Genomic DNA, 18,976 nt, shown 5'->3' on the forward strand with positions numbered 1-18,976 from the left:
TGATCATCATGGACGAACGCCAATACGCCTTGCTGGCCCACCAGCCTTCTGCCGCCCTGCACACCCGCGACGCCTTCTGGGGCATGCCCAAGCGCAGCCTGGCGTTCCTGTTGATCAACGTCATGTTCTGGCAACCACTATGGGCCCAGGCCGACGGCATCGTGGTCAGTGCTCCCGGCACCAGTCTCGGCAAGGCCGGCAACGGCGTGCCGGTGGTCAACATCGCCAAGCCCAACGGCAGCGGCCTGTCCCATAACCGATTCAAGGATTACAACGTCGGCAGCAACGGCGTGATCCTCAACAACGCCACCAACCCCGCCCAATCCACGCAACTGGGCGGGATCATCCTCGGCAACCCGAACCTCAAGGGCACGGCCGCCAAAATCATCCTCAACGAAGTCAATGGCGGCAACCCGAGCCAGTTGCGCGGCTACACCGAAGTGGCGGGCAAATCGGCCCATGTCATCGTCGCCAACCCGTATGGCATCACCTGCGACGGCTGCGGTTTCATCAACACGCCGAAGGCGACGTTGACCACCGGCAAGCCGATTATCGAAAACGGCCAGTTGAACCGCTATCAAGTGGATCAGGGCAGCGTCTCCATCGAAGGCGCCGGCCTCAATGCCAACAACGTCGACCGCTTCGAAATCATCACCCGCAGCGCCAAGATCAATGCCGAGATCCAGGCCAAGAACCTGACCATCGTTGCCGGTCGCAACGACGTCAATGCCACGACCCTCAACCCCACCGCCCGCGCGGACGACGGCAGCGCCAAACCGGAGCTGGCCATCGACTCCTCGGCCCTGGGCGGCATGTACGCCGGGGCGATCAAGTTAGTGGGCACCGAAGCCGGGGTTGGCGTGAAGCTGGACGGCAAGATGGTTGCCAGTGGCGGGGATATTCAGTTGGATGCCAATGGGCATCTGAGCTTGGCCGAGACGGCGGCTGCCGGTGCTGTCGATATCAAGGCGAAAAGCCTGGAAACCCGTGGCCAGGTGTACGCCGGCAGTCGGCTGGAGGCAAAGACCCAGGGCGACCTGACCAACCAGAAAAACCTGGTGGCCCGCGACAGCATTCGGCTGGACAGCGGCGGCAAGCTCACCAACAACGCAATCATCGAAGCCGGGGTCAATGCCGACAACAGCCGCAACACCTCGGGTGATGTCACCCTCAAGGCAAGACAGCTGAACAACGCCGGCAAAACCGTCATTGCCAGTCGCGACCTGAATGTCACGACCACCGCAGCGCTGAACAACCAGGGCGGTACGCTCAGTGGACAGGGCAAGACCATGGTCATCGCCGATGTGGTGGATAACCGCGACAAAGGCCGGATCCTCGGTAAAACCGAACTGCACCTGACGGCCAACCAAGTGCTGAACGCCCAGGGCGGCCTGATCAACAGTCAAGGCATTCTGACGGCCAACGTGGGTTATCTGGACAACAATGCCGGCGAGTTGTCCAGCCTGAACAGCGCGACCCTGATCCTCGGCAGCCTGGACAACCTGACCGGCCTGGTGATGGCCGGCAAAAGCCTCGACATCACCAACGCAGGCGCGATCAACAACCAGGGCGGCGAGTTGTCCAGCCAAGGCACCGTGACCGTTCACACCGCCAGCCTGGACAACTCCAACAAAGGCACCGTTGCCGCCAATGGCAAGCTGCTGGTCAAGGCCACCGGCAAGGTCAACAACGCCAACGAAGGCCTGGTCGCCAGCCGTGCCGCCGGTGTCGAGCTCCATGCAGGCAGCCTGGATAACGCCAAAGGCACGCTGCAAGGCAAGGGTCAGGTGCTCGTCGATGTAGCGGCGGATATCGACAACCAGGGCGGCAGCATCATCGCCCAGGACGCCAACCTCTCTGTCTTTGCGACCAACCTGGACAACCGGGGCGGCGTGCTGGCCAGCGTCAAGGCCGCGCTCGAGGCGCGTGCCGTCGGCGTGCTGAAAAACGGCTACGACGTAAACCGCCGTGGCGGCACGATCCAGGCCCAAGGGCTCAACATCGAAGCCTTGGCGGGGTTGTTCAACGACGGTGGGCGCATCGCCGCACAAGCGGGCGACATCGTGATCACCAACGCCGGTGCGGATATCGACAACCGCGGTGGTGGCCTGTACGCCACGGGCAAGGTTCGGGTCATCGGCCAGGCGATGGACAACAGTGATGGCGGGCAGGTCAGCGCCAATCGTATCGAGTTCGATCTCTCGGGCGCGTTGAACAACAACGCGGGCATCATCGAAAGCCAGGACAGCCTGGACATTCTCGCCGCCAGCCTGAGCAACCAAAAAGGCCAGCTGCGTACGCTGGGCAAAAACAGCACGACGGTTTTCCAGATAGGTGGCCTGTTCGACAACCGCGACGGCACCCTCGCCACCGCCAGCCAGAGTGTCGGGCTGGACACCGGCAGCATTCAGAACGTGGGCGGCGAACTGTTGCACACCGGCCTGGGATTGTTTGGCATCAGCCAAGCCAACCTCGGTCAGGCGGGTGGCAGCCTGGTGACCTACGGCAATTTGAACGTGACGGCTGACCAATGGACCAACAGCACCGCGATCCAGGCGGGGCATCTGGTGGTGAATGTCGATCAGTTGACCCAGACGGCCACCGGCCAATTGCTCAGTACCGACGGTATGGTGGGCCGTGGCAGCAACTGGCGCGTTGACGGTCTGATCGGCAGCGATGGAACGGTCGACGTGCAACTGACCGGCGCCTACACAGGCAACGGTCGCTTGAGCAGTCTCGGCACCTTGGGCCTCAAGGCCGCGCTGATCAATCTGGAGCAAAACGGCAGTATCGCTGGCGGTGGCAACACAACCGTCGTAGTCGATGGCGTCCTCAACAGCTACGGTCGCCTGACTTCGGCGGCAGGCATGAGCGTCACGGCTGCAACGATCAACAACTACGGCACGCTGGGCAGCGCCGGGGCGCTGGACGTTTCGACAGTCGACCTGCTCAATGAGCGTGGACTGATTTTCAGCGGCGCCGATACCCGACTGCGCGTCGACAGCCTGACCAACCGTTACGCCGACATCTACAGCCTGGGCGACCTGAGCATTGACCGCGACGGCCTCGGCACCCGAGCGCGCAGCATCCTCAACAGTTCCGGCACGCTGCAAAGCGACGGCAGCATGCGTCTGGCGGCCAGTACCATCGACAACGTCCGCCAGATACTGACCACCAACGATGCCGGTATCTACACCGCCTCGATCAGGGAGGTGGCCTGCATCGAAGGGGTCAACGCCGGCGACTGCAGGGGAGGCAAGGAGAACCACGTCTGGCAGATCGTCCAGCGCGACAAGTTCGAAGTCACCGCAGCCAGCGCTGCCTCCAGTATCACCACCGGCGGCAACCTGGATATCCAGGGCGACACGCTGACTAACCGGAGCAGCAGCATCGGCGTCGGCGGCGCACTGACCGCCAACGTCACCAGCCTGAACAACATCGGCATCGAGACCGGCGAGACCGAAACCTCGCGCACCTTCATGTCCGCGCGCACGCGCAGCCCAGGTGGCTGGCGCGCTGCTGCAAATGACTTCACCAACAAATACTGGTTGCAGAGCCCGGGTTATAACGCCAACGACCTGGGAGGCCTCGAGGCGGCGATGAGCCGTTTCATCGGCATGACCGAGCGCGAAATTCCAGCGCTGGGCACCCAGACAATCACCACCGACAGCCAAACCTATGCCGCGATTATCCAGGCCGGCGGCGCGGTGGATGTCCGTGTCCAGGGCCAAGCCGACAGCAGTGTCGTGCGTGGCGGCTACAACTACGTCGGCGCCGGCCCGCGCACCGACACCCAGGCCGACAACGCGTTCTCCACCCGCGTCAACGTTAACCGACAGCTGTCCCCGGACCTGACCCAGCAGCCGGTCGATCCACTTGCCTTGCCGGGCTTCGATTTGCCAACCGGGCAAAACGGCCTGTTCCGCATGAGCGGTGACGGCTCGACCACGCCGACCCAGGGCTCCGGCCTGCAACAAGTGCGCGGCCTGCCGGACAGCTCGATCAAGTCCAACCCGCACAAATATCTGATCGAGACCAACCCGGCGCTGACCAACATGCGCCAGTTCATGAGCTCGGACTATCTGCTGAGCAAACTGGGTTACGACCCCGACGTCGCCGCAAAGCGTTTGGGTGACGGTTTCTACGAACAACGGCTGATCCAGCAAGCCGTGATCGCCCGCACCGGCCAACGCTTCCTCGACGGCCAGACCTCCGACGACGGCATGTTCAAGTACCTGATGAACAACGCCGTCGCCAGCAAGGACGCGCTCAACCTGTCCCTGGGCGTCAGCCTGACCGCCGAACAAGTCGCGGCGCTGACCCATGACATCGTCTGGATGGAAAACCGGACGGTGAACAACGAACAGGTCCTGGTGCCGGTGCTGTACCTGGCCCAGGCCAATCATCGTCTGGCGGCCAATGGCGCGCTGATACAAGGCTCGGACGTCAGCCTGATCGCCGGTCAGAACCTGATCAATGCCGGCACCTTGCGAGCGTCGAGCAACCTGAGGGCGACGGCGGGCGATAGCTTGGTCAACAGCGGATTGCTTGAAGCGGGGAATCGCCTTGAGGCGCTGGCGAGTAATGATCTTACTAACCGGGCGGGCGGGGTTATTGCCGGGCGGGATGTCAGTGTTGTTGCCCTCACCGGCGACGTGACTAACGAACGAACCGTTACCCGCCATGCCAGCAGCACCGGCTACAAGACCGAGCAACGTGACTTTGTCGACAGCGCGGCGCGGATCGAGGCCAGTCATGACCTGGCGATGGGCGCCGGACGGGATATCGCTAACGAGGGAGGGGTGGTCAAGAGCGGTAATGACATGAATCTGCAGGCGGTGCGTGACGTGAATATCGCCTCCGCTGAGCAGTCGAACAGCAACACAATGGGTAGCAGGCACCGAGACCAGACCATTACCCAGAACGGTTCCAATGTTTCTGCTGGCGGGGAGCTGAAGGCCGCGGCCGGGCAGGATCTGCGGATCGTCGCCAGCAACCTTATCGCCGAGACCACCCTGGCACTGACCGCCGGGCGTGACATCGCTATCGCTTCTGCCGCCAACGAAAGCCATCGCTTTTCCCAGAGCAAAAAAGTCAAAAGCAGCAGCGACCTAGTGCGCCAGCAATCCTCAGTCGTCAAATCGGGTGGGGACCTCAGCGCGAAGGCGGGGCAAGACCTGAGTCTTGTCGCCAGTCGCCTGACAGGGGCCAATAATGTTGCGCTCGACGCCACGCGCGACATCAGCCTGTTGTCTGCAACGGACGAAACCGCAGAGTTCTATTCGAAGAAAAGCAAAGGCTCCTTTGGCCGCAGTAAAAGCGAACAACGGGAAAGCTATGACAGCACCAACGTCGCGTCGGTGGTGGAGGCGGGGCAAGACCTGACGGTCAATACCAGCCATGCGGCCGGCGGTGGTGTCACGCTGGACGGCGGCCGCAACGTCACGGTGATCGGCAGCCAATTGAACGCCGGCAATGATTTGGTAGTGGGCGCCACCGGCGATGTGGCGGTGCTTTCGGGCATTGAAGAGCACGGTTCCTACAGCAAGAAAACCAAATCGGGTTTCCTCGGCTTGTCCAAAAGCGGCAAAAGCGAGCTGAAAACCACGGCCTCCCAAGTGGCCAGCGAGCTGGAAGCGGGCAACGATGTGGTGCTGGTCGCGGGCAATGACTTGCGTTTGCGCGCCAGCGAAACCACCGCCGGCAATGACGTGGAACTGCGTGCGGGCCTGGTCAAGGACAGCGGCGACATCAACCTCGTCGCGGCCAATGACACCGCTTACAGCCATAGCGAGCAATACAAGAAGAAAACCGGGCTCTCGGTCTCGGGCGGCTTCCTGTCGTTCTCCTCGGCGAAAGAGTCGGGCCGGATCGCGCAAAGCAGTACCAGTGTTGGCAGTCAGGTGACGGCTGATCGTGATGCGACTTTGCAGGCAGAGCGCGATATCAACCTGGTGGGCAGCGGAATCGAGGCTGGGCGTAATGTCAGTCTGAATGCCGGGCGCGATGTGAATGTTCTGGCGGCGCAGAACAGCCGTTCCGAGCGGGATTGGGAAAAGAACAAGCAGGCTGGGATTGGTGTTTCTTCGGATGCTAATGGCATCAATTTCTTTGCAGGTGCCGATAGCCTCAAGAACAAGAATCGTCTGGAACAGCAAACCGCTGCCGCTAGCCAGATCAGTGCAGGGCAAGATGTTGCCATCAACGCTCAGCGCGATATCAACCAGACGGGTTCCGATCTGCGTGCCAGCCGTGACATAGGCCTCACGGCAGGACGCAATATCAACGTGGATGCTGCGCGTGAAACCCAACTGACCGAGCAGGAGCGCGAAGCCAGTCGTAATGGGCTTGGCATTTCGTTCAATCATAACTACGGCAACACCAAGGATGCGGTCAGTGGCGCAGGGAAAGGGGAGGACGGCGTCAGTAAGGCGTCCAGCACCCTAAAAGGCGTCGATGCCGTCGCCCAATTCGTCAACGGACCGACCGTCGACGTCAAGTTTGGCAACAGCACGCAAACCAGTAGCCAGCAGGTCATTGAGCAGACCAATCGCGCGTCGACGTTCGATGCGGGCAACGACCTGAATCTCAATGCCGGTAACGACGTCACGGTCAAAGGTGGTCAGCTAAAGGCCGGGCGGGATATCAACGTCAAAGGTCGCGACGTCACGCTGGATGTAGCGAAGGGAAGTGTCAGCCAGGAAAGCACTGATCGCCAAAGCTGGAGTGGGATTCATGGCGGCACCAGTGGAGGCTTCAAGCTAGGCGTCGGCGGCAGCTACGGTGTTGCCACCGAGGATGGCGTTCACGGCAGTTCGACAGCCACTCAGGTTGCCGCTGGAAGGGATGTCAACGTGGACGCCCGCCACGACATCAACCTGATAGGCACTCAGGTCAAGGCTGGGCGAGATATTGCGCTCGATGCTGGTAATGAGTTGAACATCCGGTCGGCGCAGAACGCCAGCGACAGTGAGAGCAATCGACACAACGGTGGTGGTGAGGCAGGCCTGACGTTCGGCTCTCAAGGCGTAGGCGTCTACGTCAGCGTGAACATCGGCAAGGGCAATCTCGACCGGGAAGGTAACCGACAGCAAGAAGCCTACCTCTACGCGGGCAACCGCCTGGGCTTCACCAGTGGCAAAGACACCAACATCAGTGGTGCCACCCTGCGCGGCGATGAGGTCGTTGGCCGTGTCGGCGGTAATCTGAATATCTCCTCGGCGCCTGACACAGGCGAAGTCAAAGGCAAAGAGTTCGACCTCAGCGTTACCGCGACCGTTGGTCCAGGGGCTGGCATCAGCGGCTCGGTGGGATATGGACAAACGACCGGCGAGACCCATTGGGTCGAACAGCAAACCAGCATCACCGGCAAAAACAAAGTCGACATCCGGACCGAGAATCACACTCAACTGGATGGTGCACTGATCGCCGCCGATAACGGCAACCTCAAACTGGACACCGGAACCCTGGGCTTCAGTGACATCGCCGGTAAGGACAAGGAGCACGGCTATTACCTGAACGTGGGTGGCAGCTACTCCCAAGGTGGCGGCGGCGCTCAAGACAGCAGTCAGGTTGGCAAAGGCGAGAAAGATAAAAACGGCTGGAGCATCAGCGGTTGGGAGTATGAGAAGGATCGTCAGCAGACCGTCCGGGCCACTGTCGGGGCCGGCGAAGTTGTGGTGCGCAATGATGCTAAAACCGGGGCCGATTCGACGGTTGGGCTCAACCGGGATGTAAGCAAGGCCTACGAAATCACCAAGGATGATGAATCTCGGACCGACTTGTACGTCACCAAATCCTCGGTGGACGCGGTGATGGATCCCTCTGGGACGGTGCAGGCTTGGAAGAACAGCATCAAAAGCTACCCCGATAGCAGCCTGAAAGCGTATGAGGACGCACTCAAGCTGGTCAATGGGCCGGTGCAGGCCGCTGGACAGGTCTGGAACAGCATACAGGCACAGCGGGTATCAATAGAGGAGGTTCCTGCTTCCGCGAGGGCTGCGTTGGGGGATGAGGTTGCGCTGAATGTTGCGAAGAACCTGGTTCGCAATGGTAAGGATCCTGATGACATCGCGAAGCTGGAGCCTAAGGATGTAATCGCTATCCAATACTTCGCGGACCTATTCACAACGTTTGCCAAGCAACAAGAAAGCTGTGGCGCTACAGGAGACTGTGCTTCGGGTGACGAGGGCCAGAAGGATCCGGTCCACTATGTTGATGCTGATGGCAACAGCATGATTGTGAATTTTAAGCCGTTGGTACCAAGTACCTCCGGCGGAAATGTGTTGGTTCAAGCTGACGCTTTACAGACCTATCTCGATAAATTGAACCCAGCGCAAGCGCAGCTTGTACGCTTGGGGATACAAGCCGTCATGGGACCAGTCAAAGCCGCGGTGAGTCTGGCCGGTAATGTGGTGGTGGATAAGCTGTTTGGAGACAAAATCGCCGACGCTAAAGATGCTTTGTCAAAATCCCTAGCGAGCGAGCTCAGTGGTAAGAGCAAGGACGATTTGGAGCATAGCGATGATCGTTTCAAGGAGCTTTCCAAGCTTGGGGCAACTACTCAAAAAGGTGATGTATACGTTCGTGGTGCAACGACGCTGCTGGATATTGCCTTGGGGACCGCCACCAACGCTGCCGGGTCTGTAGCGGGCAAGGCCATTGGTATTGTGGGTAAGGGGTCTTCGGATGGTGTAACGAAAGGGCGCGATGAGCTGGGGGGTGGTCCGAAGGATGCTGATTGGGACAAGAAGTTTGCGGAGAGTCCGCCGAAGGGGTGGGTGGAAACGGGTGGTGCAAAAGGGGCTGCAAGCTTCCCGGAAGGCATGAGCTTTAATCCGAGCATCAAAAACCATCTGAGTAGTTTCGATGGATTGACCCAGAAAAGTGGGGTTAGCGGAACCCATAATCTTGATGCATTCTCTCAGGCCGCATCTTCAAATGGCATAAAGATATTGGGTGAGACACCGACTTCTGTTAAGGGGATTACAAATATTGAATATCAGATACCGGCTTATGATCGAGCTGGAAATGTGATCGGCTATAAAGCGAAAGAGTTTACTAAGACTGTTTATGATCCGAAGGTCTTCTCTGATCAAAAGATCCTTGATCTTGGACAGCAGGCTGCGGCCAGTGGATACAGGGGTGCTTTGTCGAAGGGGGTGACTCAATATGATGCTACTGCCGGGGGCGTTAGCTTTAGGGTCTACCTTGACAAGGCTACAGGGGCAGTTACTAACTTTCACCCCCAGTGAGGATTGATATGAAAGAGCTATTTGGACAGCCATATACTGATTCAGACCCTTACTGGATAGTGAAGGGGTATTTTGATCGGATGTATCACGATGGTAATTTTATAAAATCTCTTGAGCTATTGGTGAAAAGGTGGGGCTTCAGTACGGATGGTGCGTACTGCAATTTTCCTGATTTAAATAGTTTTTTTGAGGAGGAACATTTTGAAGGTGTTGAGTTCGCTTATGGTTATCCGCCAAAAAATGAAGATACAGTTGTTGTAAGTGAAGAGATTTGCTCTAAATACATACGGCTAGCATGTGATAAGTATGTAAGTCTTCATCCGGAAGATACTGTAAAAGTGAGAGAGATTTTGGATCAGCTTTTTTTCTGATTTATTCTGAATAAATAGGCCCAGTACTGCCGAGACTATTGTTGATAGGATCATAACCCGTGTCGGGAATTTTTTGCCGACCCAGTCTTATGGGTTTCGGCCAGGCCGCTCGGCTCATCAGGCCTTGGAAGTGCTGTACCAGCGTCTGAGGAACATGGGCGGTGGCTGGGTGCTGGAGTTGGACATACGGTCGTACTTCGACACGATTGACCATGCTCTGTTGCGAGGATTCGTGCAGCAACGGGTAAAGGATGGTGTGCTCAACCGCCTGATCGGCAAATGGCTGAAGGCGGGCGTGATGGAACACGGGCAATGGCAACGCATGGAGGCCGGCTCACCTCAAGGCGGTGTGATCTCGCCATTGTTGGCGAATATCTATCTCCACCATGTATTGGATGTCTGGTTCGAACGCGAAGTAAAGCCGCGATTGGTTGGCAGCAGTTCTATGCTGCGTTATGCCGATGATGCGGTGCTGGTTTTCGCCAACGAGCGGGACGCCAGGCGGGTAATGGAGGTACTGCCCAAGCGCTTCGGCCGGTTTGGTCTGGAGTTGCATCCGGATAAGACGCGGTTGGTGGGTTTCAAGCCCGCAATACCAGGTCGAGGCAGAAGCTTCGATCTGCTGGGATTCACTCACTACTGGGGGCGATCCAAGTCAGGCTGTTGGACGATTTATCGGAAAACTGCCAAGGATCGCTTTCGGCGAACGCTCAGGCAGATCAGCCGATGGTGCCGTGTGAATCGGCATCAATTCGTACGAGACCAGCACGTTCAACTGGTTCGCAAGCTGAGAGGGCACTTCGCCTACTTTGGGATTTGCGGCAACTATCGGTCGATGGGCGCTCTACGTTTTCGCGTCGAGCGCATTTGGATCAAGTGGTTGTCGCGTAGGTCGCAGCGCGGGAGGTTGAATTGGGAGAAAGCAGCGTTGCTACTAAAGTTGCTTCCCTTGCCAGCACCACGGATTAGCAAAGCCTGTTACTGAGGAGCCGGATGCGTGAATTGCGCACGTCCGGATCTGTGGGAGGCCGGCCCAGGTAACTGGCCGGTCGACCCGACTTTGTGGCGTGTAGAGAGGCAAGCCTGTTGCCTTTGCTCAACTGAAAATAAATCTGTCACCTTTTTACACGTCTAAAATTTTACCCGCCAAAAACTTGAATGGGGTTCTTCCATGATTCGTGCACCTTGGGGAGATGAACAATACTGGAGTGGTCGTGAAACAAAAGATCTGCAATGGATTGAGCGCACCAGTAAAATTTTGTCGGAGCCTTCGGCCAACCCCATATACAGAGCGCAGTTTGCATTCGACTTCGCTAAAGATAATTTGCGCGCCGCCATACGGGTCTACTCCAGAGGTGGTGATGTTGGAGAGATGGCCAGCTTTTTTCCTCGGATTTTAGACGCTTGGGCGCTCTCCAATCGCACCTCCGATGAAATCTGTGCAGAAAACAATCTCCAGACTTGCCGAGACTGGACCTTTGAGCTTTCAAATTTAAACCACTATATCTGGTGTTTCTGGCTGGTGAGCCTGGCGCTCGTTCTTGAAATCCCCGACGACCAGTGGCTTCGTTTGGTTGCGTTGATAGGCGAGGGCGGGCAGGACGTTCTGCTTGATCGAGTCATGGCGTCTCGTCAACCAGAGCGGACGATTGGGGAAAACCTCCTGCATGCCAAGCCCTACGCAAGGCTGCTCAAGGCCATTGATGCGCCGCAGGCGCAGCAAGCAACGTTGTTGCTTGCTTTCGTAAAACATTGGTATCCGGAGCTGAACCGGCGCGGTAAACAGCAACCGTGGTGGTACATCTATGGTGATCCAGTAAAACATCCGCTTGAGATGGGAAGCTATTTTGGTCGTTGGTGTTTCGAGGCGGTCGCCGCCGTGAAAGTCTTTGGGCTTGATGATAGTGACTGCATCGGACATGAACACTATCCGGGAGATTTACTCCATCCCAGCGAAGAAGCTGTTCCAACACCTGAGCCACTCGCCAAGCCTGGATGGTGGGCAAGGTTGTTAGGACGTTCAGGTTAAGCGATGTCCAAATCAGTCATCGATTACTAGAACGAGGTCATCTCCATTCCGCTTTTGTCGAAAGTACTTCGATGGTCTGTGGTCATTCAAATTTTGCAGGGAAGTAATCATGAAAAAAACCACCTTTTTAGTTCTAGCCATGGCCCTGGCAGGCTGTCACTCAAACGTCAGGGATTCCTCGCCAAGCCTGCTCAAGGATGGCGTGCAGTTGCAACAACCCAAGGTCGTCGCTGACGCAGACCACGCCAAGATCATCATGAAGGCGACAGGGTTCACTCACCCGGTACAGTTCTCCATACGACGCAGTTCCGATGCGGATCAGCGTGCCGAGATCTTGGGAACCGTGGTCGATTCCGGTCGTGGCAAGGTATTCGGCTGGATCGCCAAAATGAACGAGGTTACCAACAGCGCCACCGTAAAACGCTTCCCCCAGCTGGAGGTGCAGGCTGATCCCGGGCAGGCGATTGAAGTGATCGGTGAATCGCGGGTCTACGACTCGAACTACAACCGCTATGCCGAAAAAATTGTTTATGCATGCGGCCCCATGAGTTCCACCTTCAAGCCCGAGAAGCAAAAGGTTTACCTGGTGGAGTTCGTGATCATTGGGGCAGGTTGTGAGCAGTATGTTTACGATGTCACTCAGCCACAGGAGCGTATTCCCGTAGCGAGCATCCAGGGGCACTGAGTCCGACCTGATAATTTTGCATACGCGGATAGTCACCACGAGCAACCGCGTTTCACGTATGGACACGACACAGCATGCAAAAAAATATCGTATTGATCGGTCTGATGATTGCCCTTGGCGGTTGCCAGAGCATGAAAGACCTTGGGAAGAGCACCGTCGAGTACCTCGAGGAGTCCCGCACCACGCCGATGGAGCGTTACCTCGCAGAGTTGCGCAATCCCTCTGTGCCGCTTGGGACCTTTGACGACGCTTTGGATGGCAACCAAGGCAAGGCATGTCGCCAAACTACCCACTACCGAACTGTTCAACCGTCCGACTTGCAGCTCGTCATATCCGCGAGCGAAGGTGGAATTCCGACTTGCCAGCATGTGCTCGGTACGTTCTATGAGAGCGGCACAGGCGTGGGCCAGAACACTGCCCGGGCCAGGTCACTCTACCTGCAAGCGGCGCCGGCCGATCCATATGCCTATGTGGAGCTCGCGCGCATGGCGCGGGATGGGATTGACGAGCCAGTTGACCCGGTGAAGGCCCGCGATTATTACACCCGTGCAGGTATAGGTGGTGTGGTGGGGTTGGGTGGGTTGATGGAGCAGGGCAAGGGCGGTGCGCAGGATGTGTCGGGTGCTTTGAAGCTGTACGTCGATGCTACCCAAAAATACGGTGACCCCGCCTGGAAGGCAATGCGGCCGCTATTGGCCCTTGGGCTGGAGCTCGATGCTGAGCAGGTGCAGAAATACAATCGAGTGTGGATTGGGGGGCTTCTGCGCCAGATGCGTTTCGAGTTATGGCGTTCGTATGAGCTCGGTGGGCTCAATCACTCTGGTCAAACGCTGACAATTAGAGTGCTTTTCAGGTTCTCGACCGGGAGTCCGAAGCCCAAGGTTTACCTGGCCGAGAGTTCCGGCGATCCAGTGATAGACACTGCTGTGGTGTCTGCGGTGTACCGCCTGACTATGAAAGATCCCTACATGCTTCCAGCGGGTCAGGAAACGTTCGACTTCGTGGCGCCGGTCGTCCTGTCCCCGAGTGCCAAACGGGGCTGACAACTCGGTCAGTCACTTCAAGACGGCTTCGGTGCAATAAGCGCAGGGGCCTAAGGTAAGTCAGTACGCGTGTGCGCTAACTGGAGCATATAAGCGAAACGGGCAACCCCAAAGGTCGCCCGTTTTCATTTATTCAACCGCCTGCGCCCGCAATCGTCTACCAATCACATCCATCACATCACACCCATCGCGCAGCGCTATCGTCAGCATTTTGCAGAAGTCGGAAAGCACCAGCGTGTCGGAGCTGATGTCCGAGCGGAACGCGATGTTTTCCAGCAGCTGGGTCACGGTTCGGATGCGGTAGTCAGCGGTTTCGAAGAGGACATCAAGCGGGGCTTCGGTGTCGATCAGCAGGGTAGCGGGGGTGCAGTCGACGCCGGTGATGGGCATGTATCGGTTCATTGGTAGTACCTCATTCAAATGAAGGGATCTACCTCGTTCAATCAGGTCGCCAAACCCGAGTCGCCATTGGGCGACGCGAAACTATAGGCCGTCCCCCCCAAGCGCCACAAGACACCGCTTTCCGAGTTTCATGTAGGAGCTCTGGCCATTCTACGGCGGTGTTCCCCTACATGTGTCTGCGGTTATAAACGGATCGAGCCTGCCTTCAGTTCCGTGCCGCTTCACGCCCTGAGCTCTTCCGTCAACATGCTTTCATTGCCCCCGGTGTTGTTATCAAAGGCGAGTCGTGGCGGGCCAAGGTTTGTAAATAGACGCTTTCGTCATACGGGGATCCATTCTTCCCAGCTTCCTTTTCGATACGGGGTGCTTTCGGCCAGGGAGGATCAAACGCCAAATACAAATTTGAGTATCAAGGCTCCGACTATCGTCGTGACCAGTGGCGCAAGGTAAAGCTCATGCCACTGCTTCCAGATGCTGCTGCCGGGAATGTCCACGGACTGTTCGATCTGGGCTCGGGTGCGTGATCGGGTGCCGGCGATGGATTCTTTGATGAGCTGGTCTTCGATCTCCCTGTTGATTCTGCGGATCCTGGCTTTTGATGCCGCGCCGGAGGAGAAAAGCGCCGAACCGACGAAGATTCCCAGATAGACAGCGATGAACCAGAAGTTGCTGGGGGATGTAAGCCAGTAGGGGTCGGGAATCGGCGCCAGGTCCCAAAGCCAATGGAGGCCGCCGGTGTGTTCGTAGCAAAAGTAGGCGAACCGTTTGAGCTGATAGGCAATCGCGCTGCCGATGGCACTGCCGTCATCGAGTTTCGATGAAAACATAAGCAGTGTAGAGATGACCGTGCTGATGAGACTGAGGATGGCGATCCCTGCTCCCAGCAACATTTTCAACGAGGCTTTCCTCTGGGCTTCCCTGATATTCATGCAGAATTCTTCCTTGGATGATCCGTGTCACGCTGCGTCGCATCGAGTTTTCTCGACGCCAAAGAAAAACCCCTGAAATTTTTTGGATTTCAGGGGCTTGGTGTTGGTGGGCCGGGGTAATCTGAAATGATCCCATAATCTTATGATTTTAATGTTTTTTTATATTTTAGGTTTGGTCTTGGAATACCTCTAGGAATACTGCTGCTAGCCTAGTATTAAACCACTCAAAATGTATTTTTTCGTGAAGAGATGGTCATTGGTCGAGGATAATTTGAGCATTCCCACCGGCAGCATGACCAGCAGCAGCCATTTCAGGGCACCGAGAATGGGTTTCAAAATGAGTGAAGATCCATTGCAATTTTTGCGAGATAAGGCTTAGAGGTTGGCGTTGCTTTTGATCAGGTTGATCAACCGCATGAAATTAGCGTTATTGCTGTGGCTTTTCCAACGGTTGGCAAAGCGGCAGACGATCAGCAGGTTGCCGGGGGCATAGTGGCCATCGCTGTCGATTCGGTCGAGAGAGCACAGCTGTTCGTCATCGTCCTGCGCCCGATCCAGCTGCATCGGTATGCCGGTAAGCGCGCATAAGCCTTCTTGCATGTGGTACAGCTCTTCAATGTAGAGCTGTAGTTCTTCTTCGTTTGGGAAGCTGAAATCTTTGTTCTTGGACCAGCGGAGTTCTTCTTGGCCGTTTGAATGTTGTGTTGTTCCCCACGCGGTGCGTGCCATCCGATATGCAGCAACTTTTAGGTTACTAAACGAGGTCACAAGGCCCGCTTTACGCACAGCCGTTTTTTCTCGCCACTCTCGGCGTTCATGCCATGGGTTCAGGTCATTCCCGTGGACTAGCGCCAAGGCGTACTCCGCATAATCGGGGGACAGCTGCTGAAAGGTAGCCTCGGTTGAAAGAAAGTCCCATGCCTTCGGATGCAACGCGCTCCATTCCAACCGACTACCGATCAAGTTGACTTTTGCCCAGGGTTTGCAGGGCTTATGGCATACGTAGATAGGCTTGGAAGGCTTGCTGCTAGAGTCTTCGCCAAGTTCAAAGGCTGGTGCATCAGGTAGCGACTCGGTCCACCACAAATCGTTTTTCTCGCGGTGAATCCAGATATCGCCGGATGTTTGCGCGATAATGGACATCAAGTTGAACCAGCGTGATGCCACCCCCGGTGTGGGAACCATGCATCGAGCGGTTTTCTCATATTTCAGTGTGGTCTCGATGAAGCCTTCACGGTCGCCTGCAGCCCAGAAGCGATGGGTTTTTTCGGCGTTCATGGTTGCAACCGTCGAGCGACGAAGGCAGTTGGGCCACTCGTAGTTTTCACGACCGAAATTGGCAATGAACACCCGCTTCATGTGCTCTTTCTTCCTCGCTTGACCTTGGGCGCGGCGGCGCGTTGGGCTTGGATGCGCTCCAGCAGAGCGCTGGCCGGTTCGTCATTCGGGTCTTGGGGCACCAGTTCGCCACGGAAGGCTTTGACCAGGATGCTTTGGGTCAGGTGGTCGATCCGGCTTTTGGCCGAGGTGACTTTGGATTCCAACTGGTCGGCGTAGGTGAAGAGTTGTTCGACGCGGCGGACGATTTCGCTTTGCTCTGCTGAAGGGGGGAGCGGAATTTCAAGCGGGGCAATGTCGGTATTGTTGATTTGAGGGATTGTGGAACCAGTGTTAAGTTTGGCTAGGTCAATCGTTTCGAACCAGCGATAAACATACATGATCTCGACATCGACGGGGGTAATAATTCCCATGATGTTTAGGTCAACAAATGAAGGTTCCTTCAAAATTCTTTTTTTGTTTGTAGCGATTGCCCCGCCTCGCTTTGGGAACAAAATACTTCCACTTGGCATTAAGGACTTTTCCGGGGCATCGCCTTTGGCTAGATATCGATCCGTGTGTTGGAGGTGAAACTCATTGCCCTTAAGATTCATCTCCCCAACTTTAAAGTATTTAAAATCTCCAGTCGTCTTTTCATATTCAGCGGATATAGCTATCCCGCTTTTTAGCTTACAAAGATTGCCTACCGTTGTCTGAGCCCAGCCGTGAGTCGAGTTGTTTTGGGTGTACCCACGCCACTCCTCTGTCAATCGTCCGGAAAAGGCGGCGGCGAGGACGGATTGGCGAAAGCGTTTGAGCAGGGTGGGGATGGCGTCGATGCGGGCTTTAAGGATGTCGACCTGGGCCAGCAGTTCATCGAGCTTGGCGGCGATTCGGATTTGTTCGGCGGCGGGCGGCAGCGGAATAGGCGCTTTAGAAAAAATGCTTTTGTTTACGATGGAGATCGTTGTGGCAGAAGATTGAGCTTCCAGCCACGGCCTTAGCGTCTTGCAGTAATGAAATACGAAGCTCGGGTCTATGCCAGTGTCAGGAATCAGCGCGTTGATTTGTTGATTTGTGGCGGATGTTGTTGTGGTTAGACCGACTTTCCCTAGGTTTCCAATGCAAGTCACTACGATGCTTTGCGGTGGCAGAACGGGAACCTCTGCAGCGCCAGCATTCGTTAGACTTGTTTCTGTCCTGACTATTGGACCTGAATGATCGAGATCGCCCGGCTTGATGAAGGGAATGCTTCCTCCGTAAAAGGCTGGCTCCTTCGTGCTAGGGGTTTTGCCTGTAACGATATGTCCTATATCGGCGAGTCTGCAAGTGGCCCACCCGGCTGGTAACTTACTCATCTTCAGCTCTCACTTCCAACCCCATCACCTCAGCCATCAACTGCTTCTGCGCCATCACTTCATCCCCCGCCCCCAGTGCCTTCATCAGCTCTTCCAGCTCATGCAGCGCCTCGGTCAGTTCAGCCATTGCCTCACCGGCCAGTACTTCTGGAGCGGGCAGATCGGCAGCATCCAGGCTGCTGTCGTCCTTTAGCCAACTGATATCCAGCGATTCACTCCGCTCGTTGCGGATGTAATTGCGGGTAAAGCAGCGGAAGCGGCTGTTTTCACCGATACCTTCGACGTTCTCGGATCGTGGGCTTTCGCCGTCGGGTGTGTCGCCATAGGCATCTTCGAACGGTTTGAGGTGAGTGGCGCCGAAAGGGGTACGCTTGCCAAAGCTAGGCATATTGCTACGCAGGTCATAGATCCAAACACGTTTGGTGCAGCCTTCCTCCTGACGCGGATTTTCCACGGTGCCCTTCTGGAAAAACAGCACGTTGGTCTTCACACCCTGAGCATAGAAAATACCGGTAGGCAGACGCAGGATCGTGTGCAGGTTGCACTTGTCCATCAGGTCGCGACGCACGTCGGTGCCAACGCCGGCTTCGAACAGCACGTTATCCGGCAGCACTACAGCGGCGCGGCCACCGGGCTTGAGGCCGCGGTAGATGTGCTGAAGAAAGGCCAACTGCTTGTTACTGGTGCGGTAGGTGAGGTCATCACGAGTCGGGCCACCGCCACCCTTGGCCGTGCCGAATGGTGGGTTAGAGAGGATGACATCTACTTTGGGTAAGTTGGCCCCGGTCTGACCTAGGGCGTTGCCCAGGTGCACCACACCTTCCTCGTCGCCTTCCATGCCATGCAGCAAGGTGTTCATTAGTGCCAGGCGGCGAGTGCTGGGCACCAGTTCTACGCCAACAAAGGCGCGATTGCGTTGGAATGCCTGGGCTTTGGCGTCTAGGTCGTAGTGATCGTCGGTTTGGCTTTTGATATAGGCGTCAGCAGCGATCAAAAAGCCCGCAGTGCCGGCGGCCGGGTCTTGGATGGTCTCGCCCGGCTGCGGCTTGATGCAGCGGATGATGCTGTCGATCAGCGGTCGCGGGGTGAAGTACTGGCCGGCGCCAGATTTGGTTTCGCTGGCGTTCTTTTCCAGCAGGCCTTCATAAAGATCGCCGAGGCCGTCTTGGCGGGCGCTGAACCAGTCGATGCCGTCGAGGCTCTTGATCAGTTGCTCGAGGTGGCGCGGTTCTTTGAGGCGAGTCTGAGCGTCGGCGTAGATGGCGGCAATCAGCGGGTCCCGGTTTTTGCCAAGGTCCAGCAGCATCTGCCGGTAGTGATCTAGCAGGTTAACGCCGGACTTGCCAGCCAGGTCTGGCCAGCGCGCGCCTTCGGGCAGCTTGTGGCCGAAGCTGTCGTTGTTCTGCACTTGTTCGTATTCCATCTTGATGAACAGCAGAAGCACGAGCTCGGTGACGTAGTCGCTGTAGTTGATGCCATCGTCGCGCAGAACGTCGCAGAGGTTCCAGAGTTTCTGGACGATATCGGAGTTAGTCATGGGGTACCTGTGGCGAAGTGTTTAAAGCGCCAGATCGCGCTAGCGCAAAGA

General features: G+C 56.8%; 11 protein-coding genes. 6 read left to right on the plus strand and 5 right to left on the minus strand.

Annotated features, from left to right (window positions below; all coding sequences use genetic code 11):
* The first annotated feature begins 8 nt into the window (after positions 1–8).
* From HU742_RS03260 to HU742_RS03290, 6 genes are all read left to right on the plus strand, one after another.
* On the plus strand, positions 9–9,254 hold the full coding sequence (locus HU742_RS03260; RefSeq protein ID WP_275970777.1) for a hemagglutinin repeat-containing protein: 9,246 nt from the start codon (positions 9–11) through the stop codon (positions 9,252–9,254).
* Positions 9,255–9,262: 8 nt separating this feature from the next.
* A complete protein-coding gene (gene cdiI, locus HU742_RS03270; protein ID WP_186643954.1) occupies positions 9,263–9,625 on the plus strand; it encodes a ribonuclease toxin immunity protein CdiI in 363 nt (120 codons plus the stop codon).
* Positions 9,626–9,662: 37 nt separating this feature from the next.
* Positions 9,663–10,610 (plus strand): reverse transcriptase domain-containing protein, encoded by a 948-nt coding sequence (locus HU742_RS03275; protein ID WP_186643988.1) that lies wholly within the window; start codon positions 9,663–9,665, stop codon positions 10,608–10,610.
* 186 nt (positions 10,611–10,796) lie between these two features.
* Entirely contained in the window at positions 10,797–11,654 is an 858-nt protein-coding gene (locus tag HU742_RS03280; protein ID WP_186643953.1) for a PoNe immunity protein domain-containing protein, read from the plus strand.
* 109 nt (positions 11,655–11,763) lie between these two features.
* Positions 11,764–12,339 (plus strand): hypothetical protein, encoded by a 576-nt coding sequence (locus HU742_RS03285; RefSeq protein ID WP_186643952.1) that lies wholly within the window; start codon positions 11,764–11,766, stop codon positions 12,337–12,339.
* A 74-nt stretch (positions 12,340–12,413) separates the two neighbouring features.
* Entirely contained in the window at positions 12,414–13,382 is a 969-nt protein-coding gene (locus HU742_RS03290; protein WP_186639461.1) for a tetratricopeptide repeat protein, read from the plus strand.
* Between the two features lie 129 nt (positions 13,383–13,511).
* Here HU742_RS03290 and HU742_RS03295 read toward each other — a convergent pair whose 3' ends face one another.
* From HU742_RS03295 to HU742_RS03315, 5 genes are all read right to left on the minus strand, one after another.
* A complete protein-coding gene (locus HU742_RS03295; RefSeq protein ID WP_186639463.1) occupies positions 13,512–13,784 on the minus strand; it encodes a hypothetical protein in 273 nt (90 codons plus the stop codon).
* Between the two features lie 383 nt (positions 13,785–14,167).
* Positions 14,168–14,713: a YniB family protein gene (locus HU742_RS03300; protein ID WP_186643951.1), complete on the minus strand. Its 546-nt coding sequence runs from the start codon at positions 14,711–14,713 to the stop codon at positions 14,168–14,170.
* 375 nt (positions 14,714–15,088) lie between these two features.
* A complete protein-coding gene (locus tag HU742_RS03305) occupies positions 15,089–16,072 on the minus strand; it encodes a hypothetical protein (RefSeq protein WP_186643950.1) in 984 nt (327 codons plus the stop codon).
* Positions 16,069–17,388, minus strand: a complete 1,320-nt coding sequence (locus tag HU742_RS03310) for a restriction endonuclease subunit S (protein ID WP_186639467.1) — start codon at positions 17,386–17,388, stop codon at positions 16,069–16,071. Before HU742_RS03310 ends, HU742_RS03305 begins: the two co-directional genes overlap by 4 nt.
* On the minus strand, positions 17,381–18,925 hold the full coding sequence (locus tag HU742_RS03315; RefSeq protein ID WP_186639469.1) for a class I SAM-dependent DNA methyltransferase: 1,545 nt from the start codon (positions 18,923–18,925) through the stop codon (positions 17,381–17,383). Before HU742_RS03315 ends, HU742_RS03310 begins: the two co-directional genes overlap by 8 nt.
* Positions 18,926–18,976: the final 51 nt, after the last annotated feature.

The organism is Pseudomonas marvdashtae, assembly GCF_014268655.2.
In the GTDB taxonomy this organism is placed as follows: domain Bacteria; phylum Pseudomonadota; class Gammaproteobacteria; order Pseudomonadales; family Pseudomonadaceae; genus Aquipseudomonas; species Aquipseudomonas marvdashtae.

Excerpts from the sequence above, each read along its gene's own strand:
- HU742_RS03260 (WP_275970777.1), top strand. The coding sequence starts at position 9 with ATGGACGAACGCCAATACGCCTTGCTGGCCCACCAGCCTTCTGCCGCC.
- cdiI (WP_186643954.1), top strand. The coding sequence starts at position 9,263 with ATGAAAGAGCTATTTGGACAGCCATATACTGATTCAGACCCTTACTGG.
- HU742_RS03280 (WP_186643953.1), top strand. The coding sequence starts at position 10,797 with ATGATTCGTGCACCTTGGGGAGATGAACAATACTGGAGTGGTCGTGAA.
- HU742_RS03285 (WP_186643952.1), top strand. The coding sequence starts at position 11,764 with ATGAAAAAAACCACCTTTTTAGTTCTAGCCATGGCCCTGGCAGGCTGT.
- HU742_RS03290 (WP_186639461.1), top strand. The coding sequence starts at position 12,414 with ATGCAAAAAAATATCGTATTGATCGGTCTGATGATTGCCCTTGGCGGT.
- HU742_RS03295 (WP_186639463.1), bottom strand. The coding sequence starts at position 13,784 with ATGAACCGATACATGCCCATCACCGGCGTCGACTGCACCCCCGCTACC.
- HU742_RS03300 (WP_186643951.1), bottom strand. The coding sequence starts at position 14,713 with ATGAATATCAGGGAAGCCCAGAGGAAAGCCTCGTTGAAAATGTTGCTG.
- HU742_RS03305 (WP_186643950.1), bottom strand. The coding sequence starts at position 16,072 with ATGAAGCGGGTGTTCATTGCCAATTTCGGTCGTGAAAACTACGAGTGG.
- HU742_RS03310 (WP_186639467.1), bottom strand. The coding sequence starts at position 17,388 with ATGAGTAAGTTACCAGCCGGGTGGGCCACTTGCAGACTCGCCGATATA.
- HU742_RS03315 (WP_186639469.1), bottom strand. The coding sequence starts at position 18,925 with ATGACTAACTCCGATATCGTCCAGAAACTCTGGAACCTCTGCGACGTT.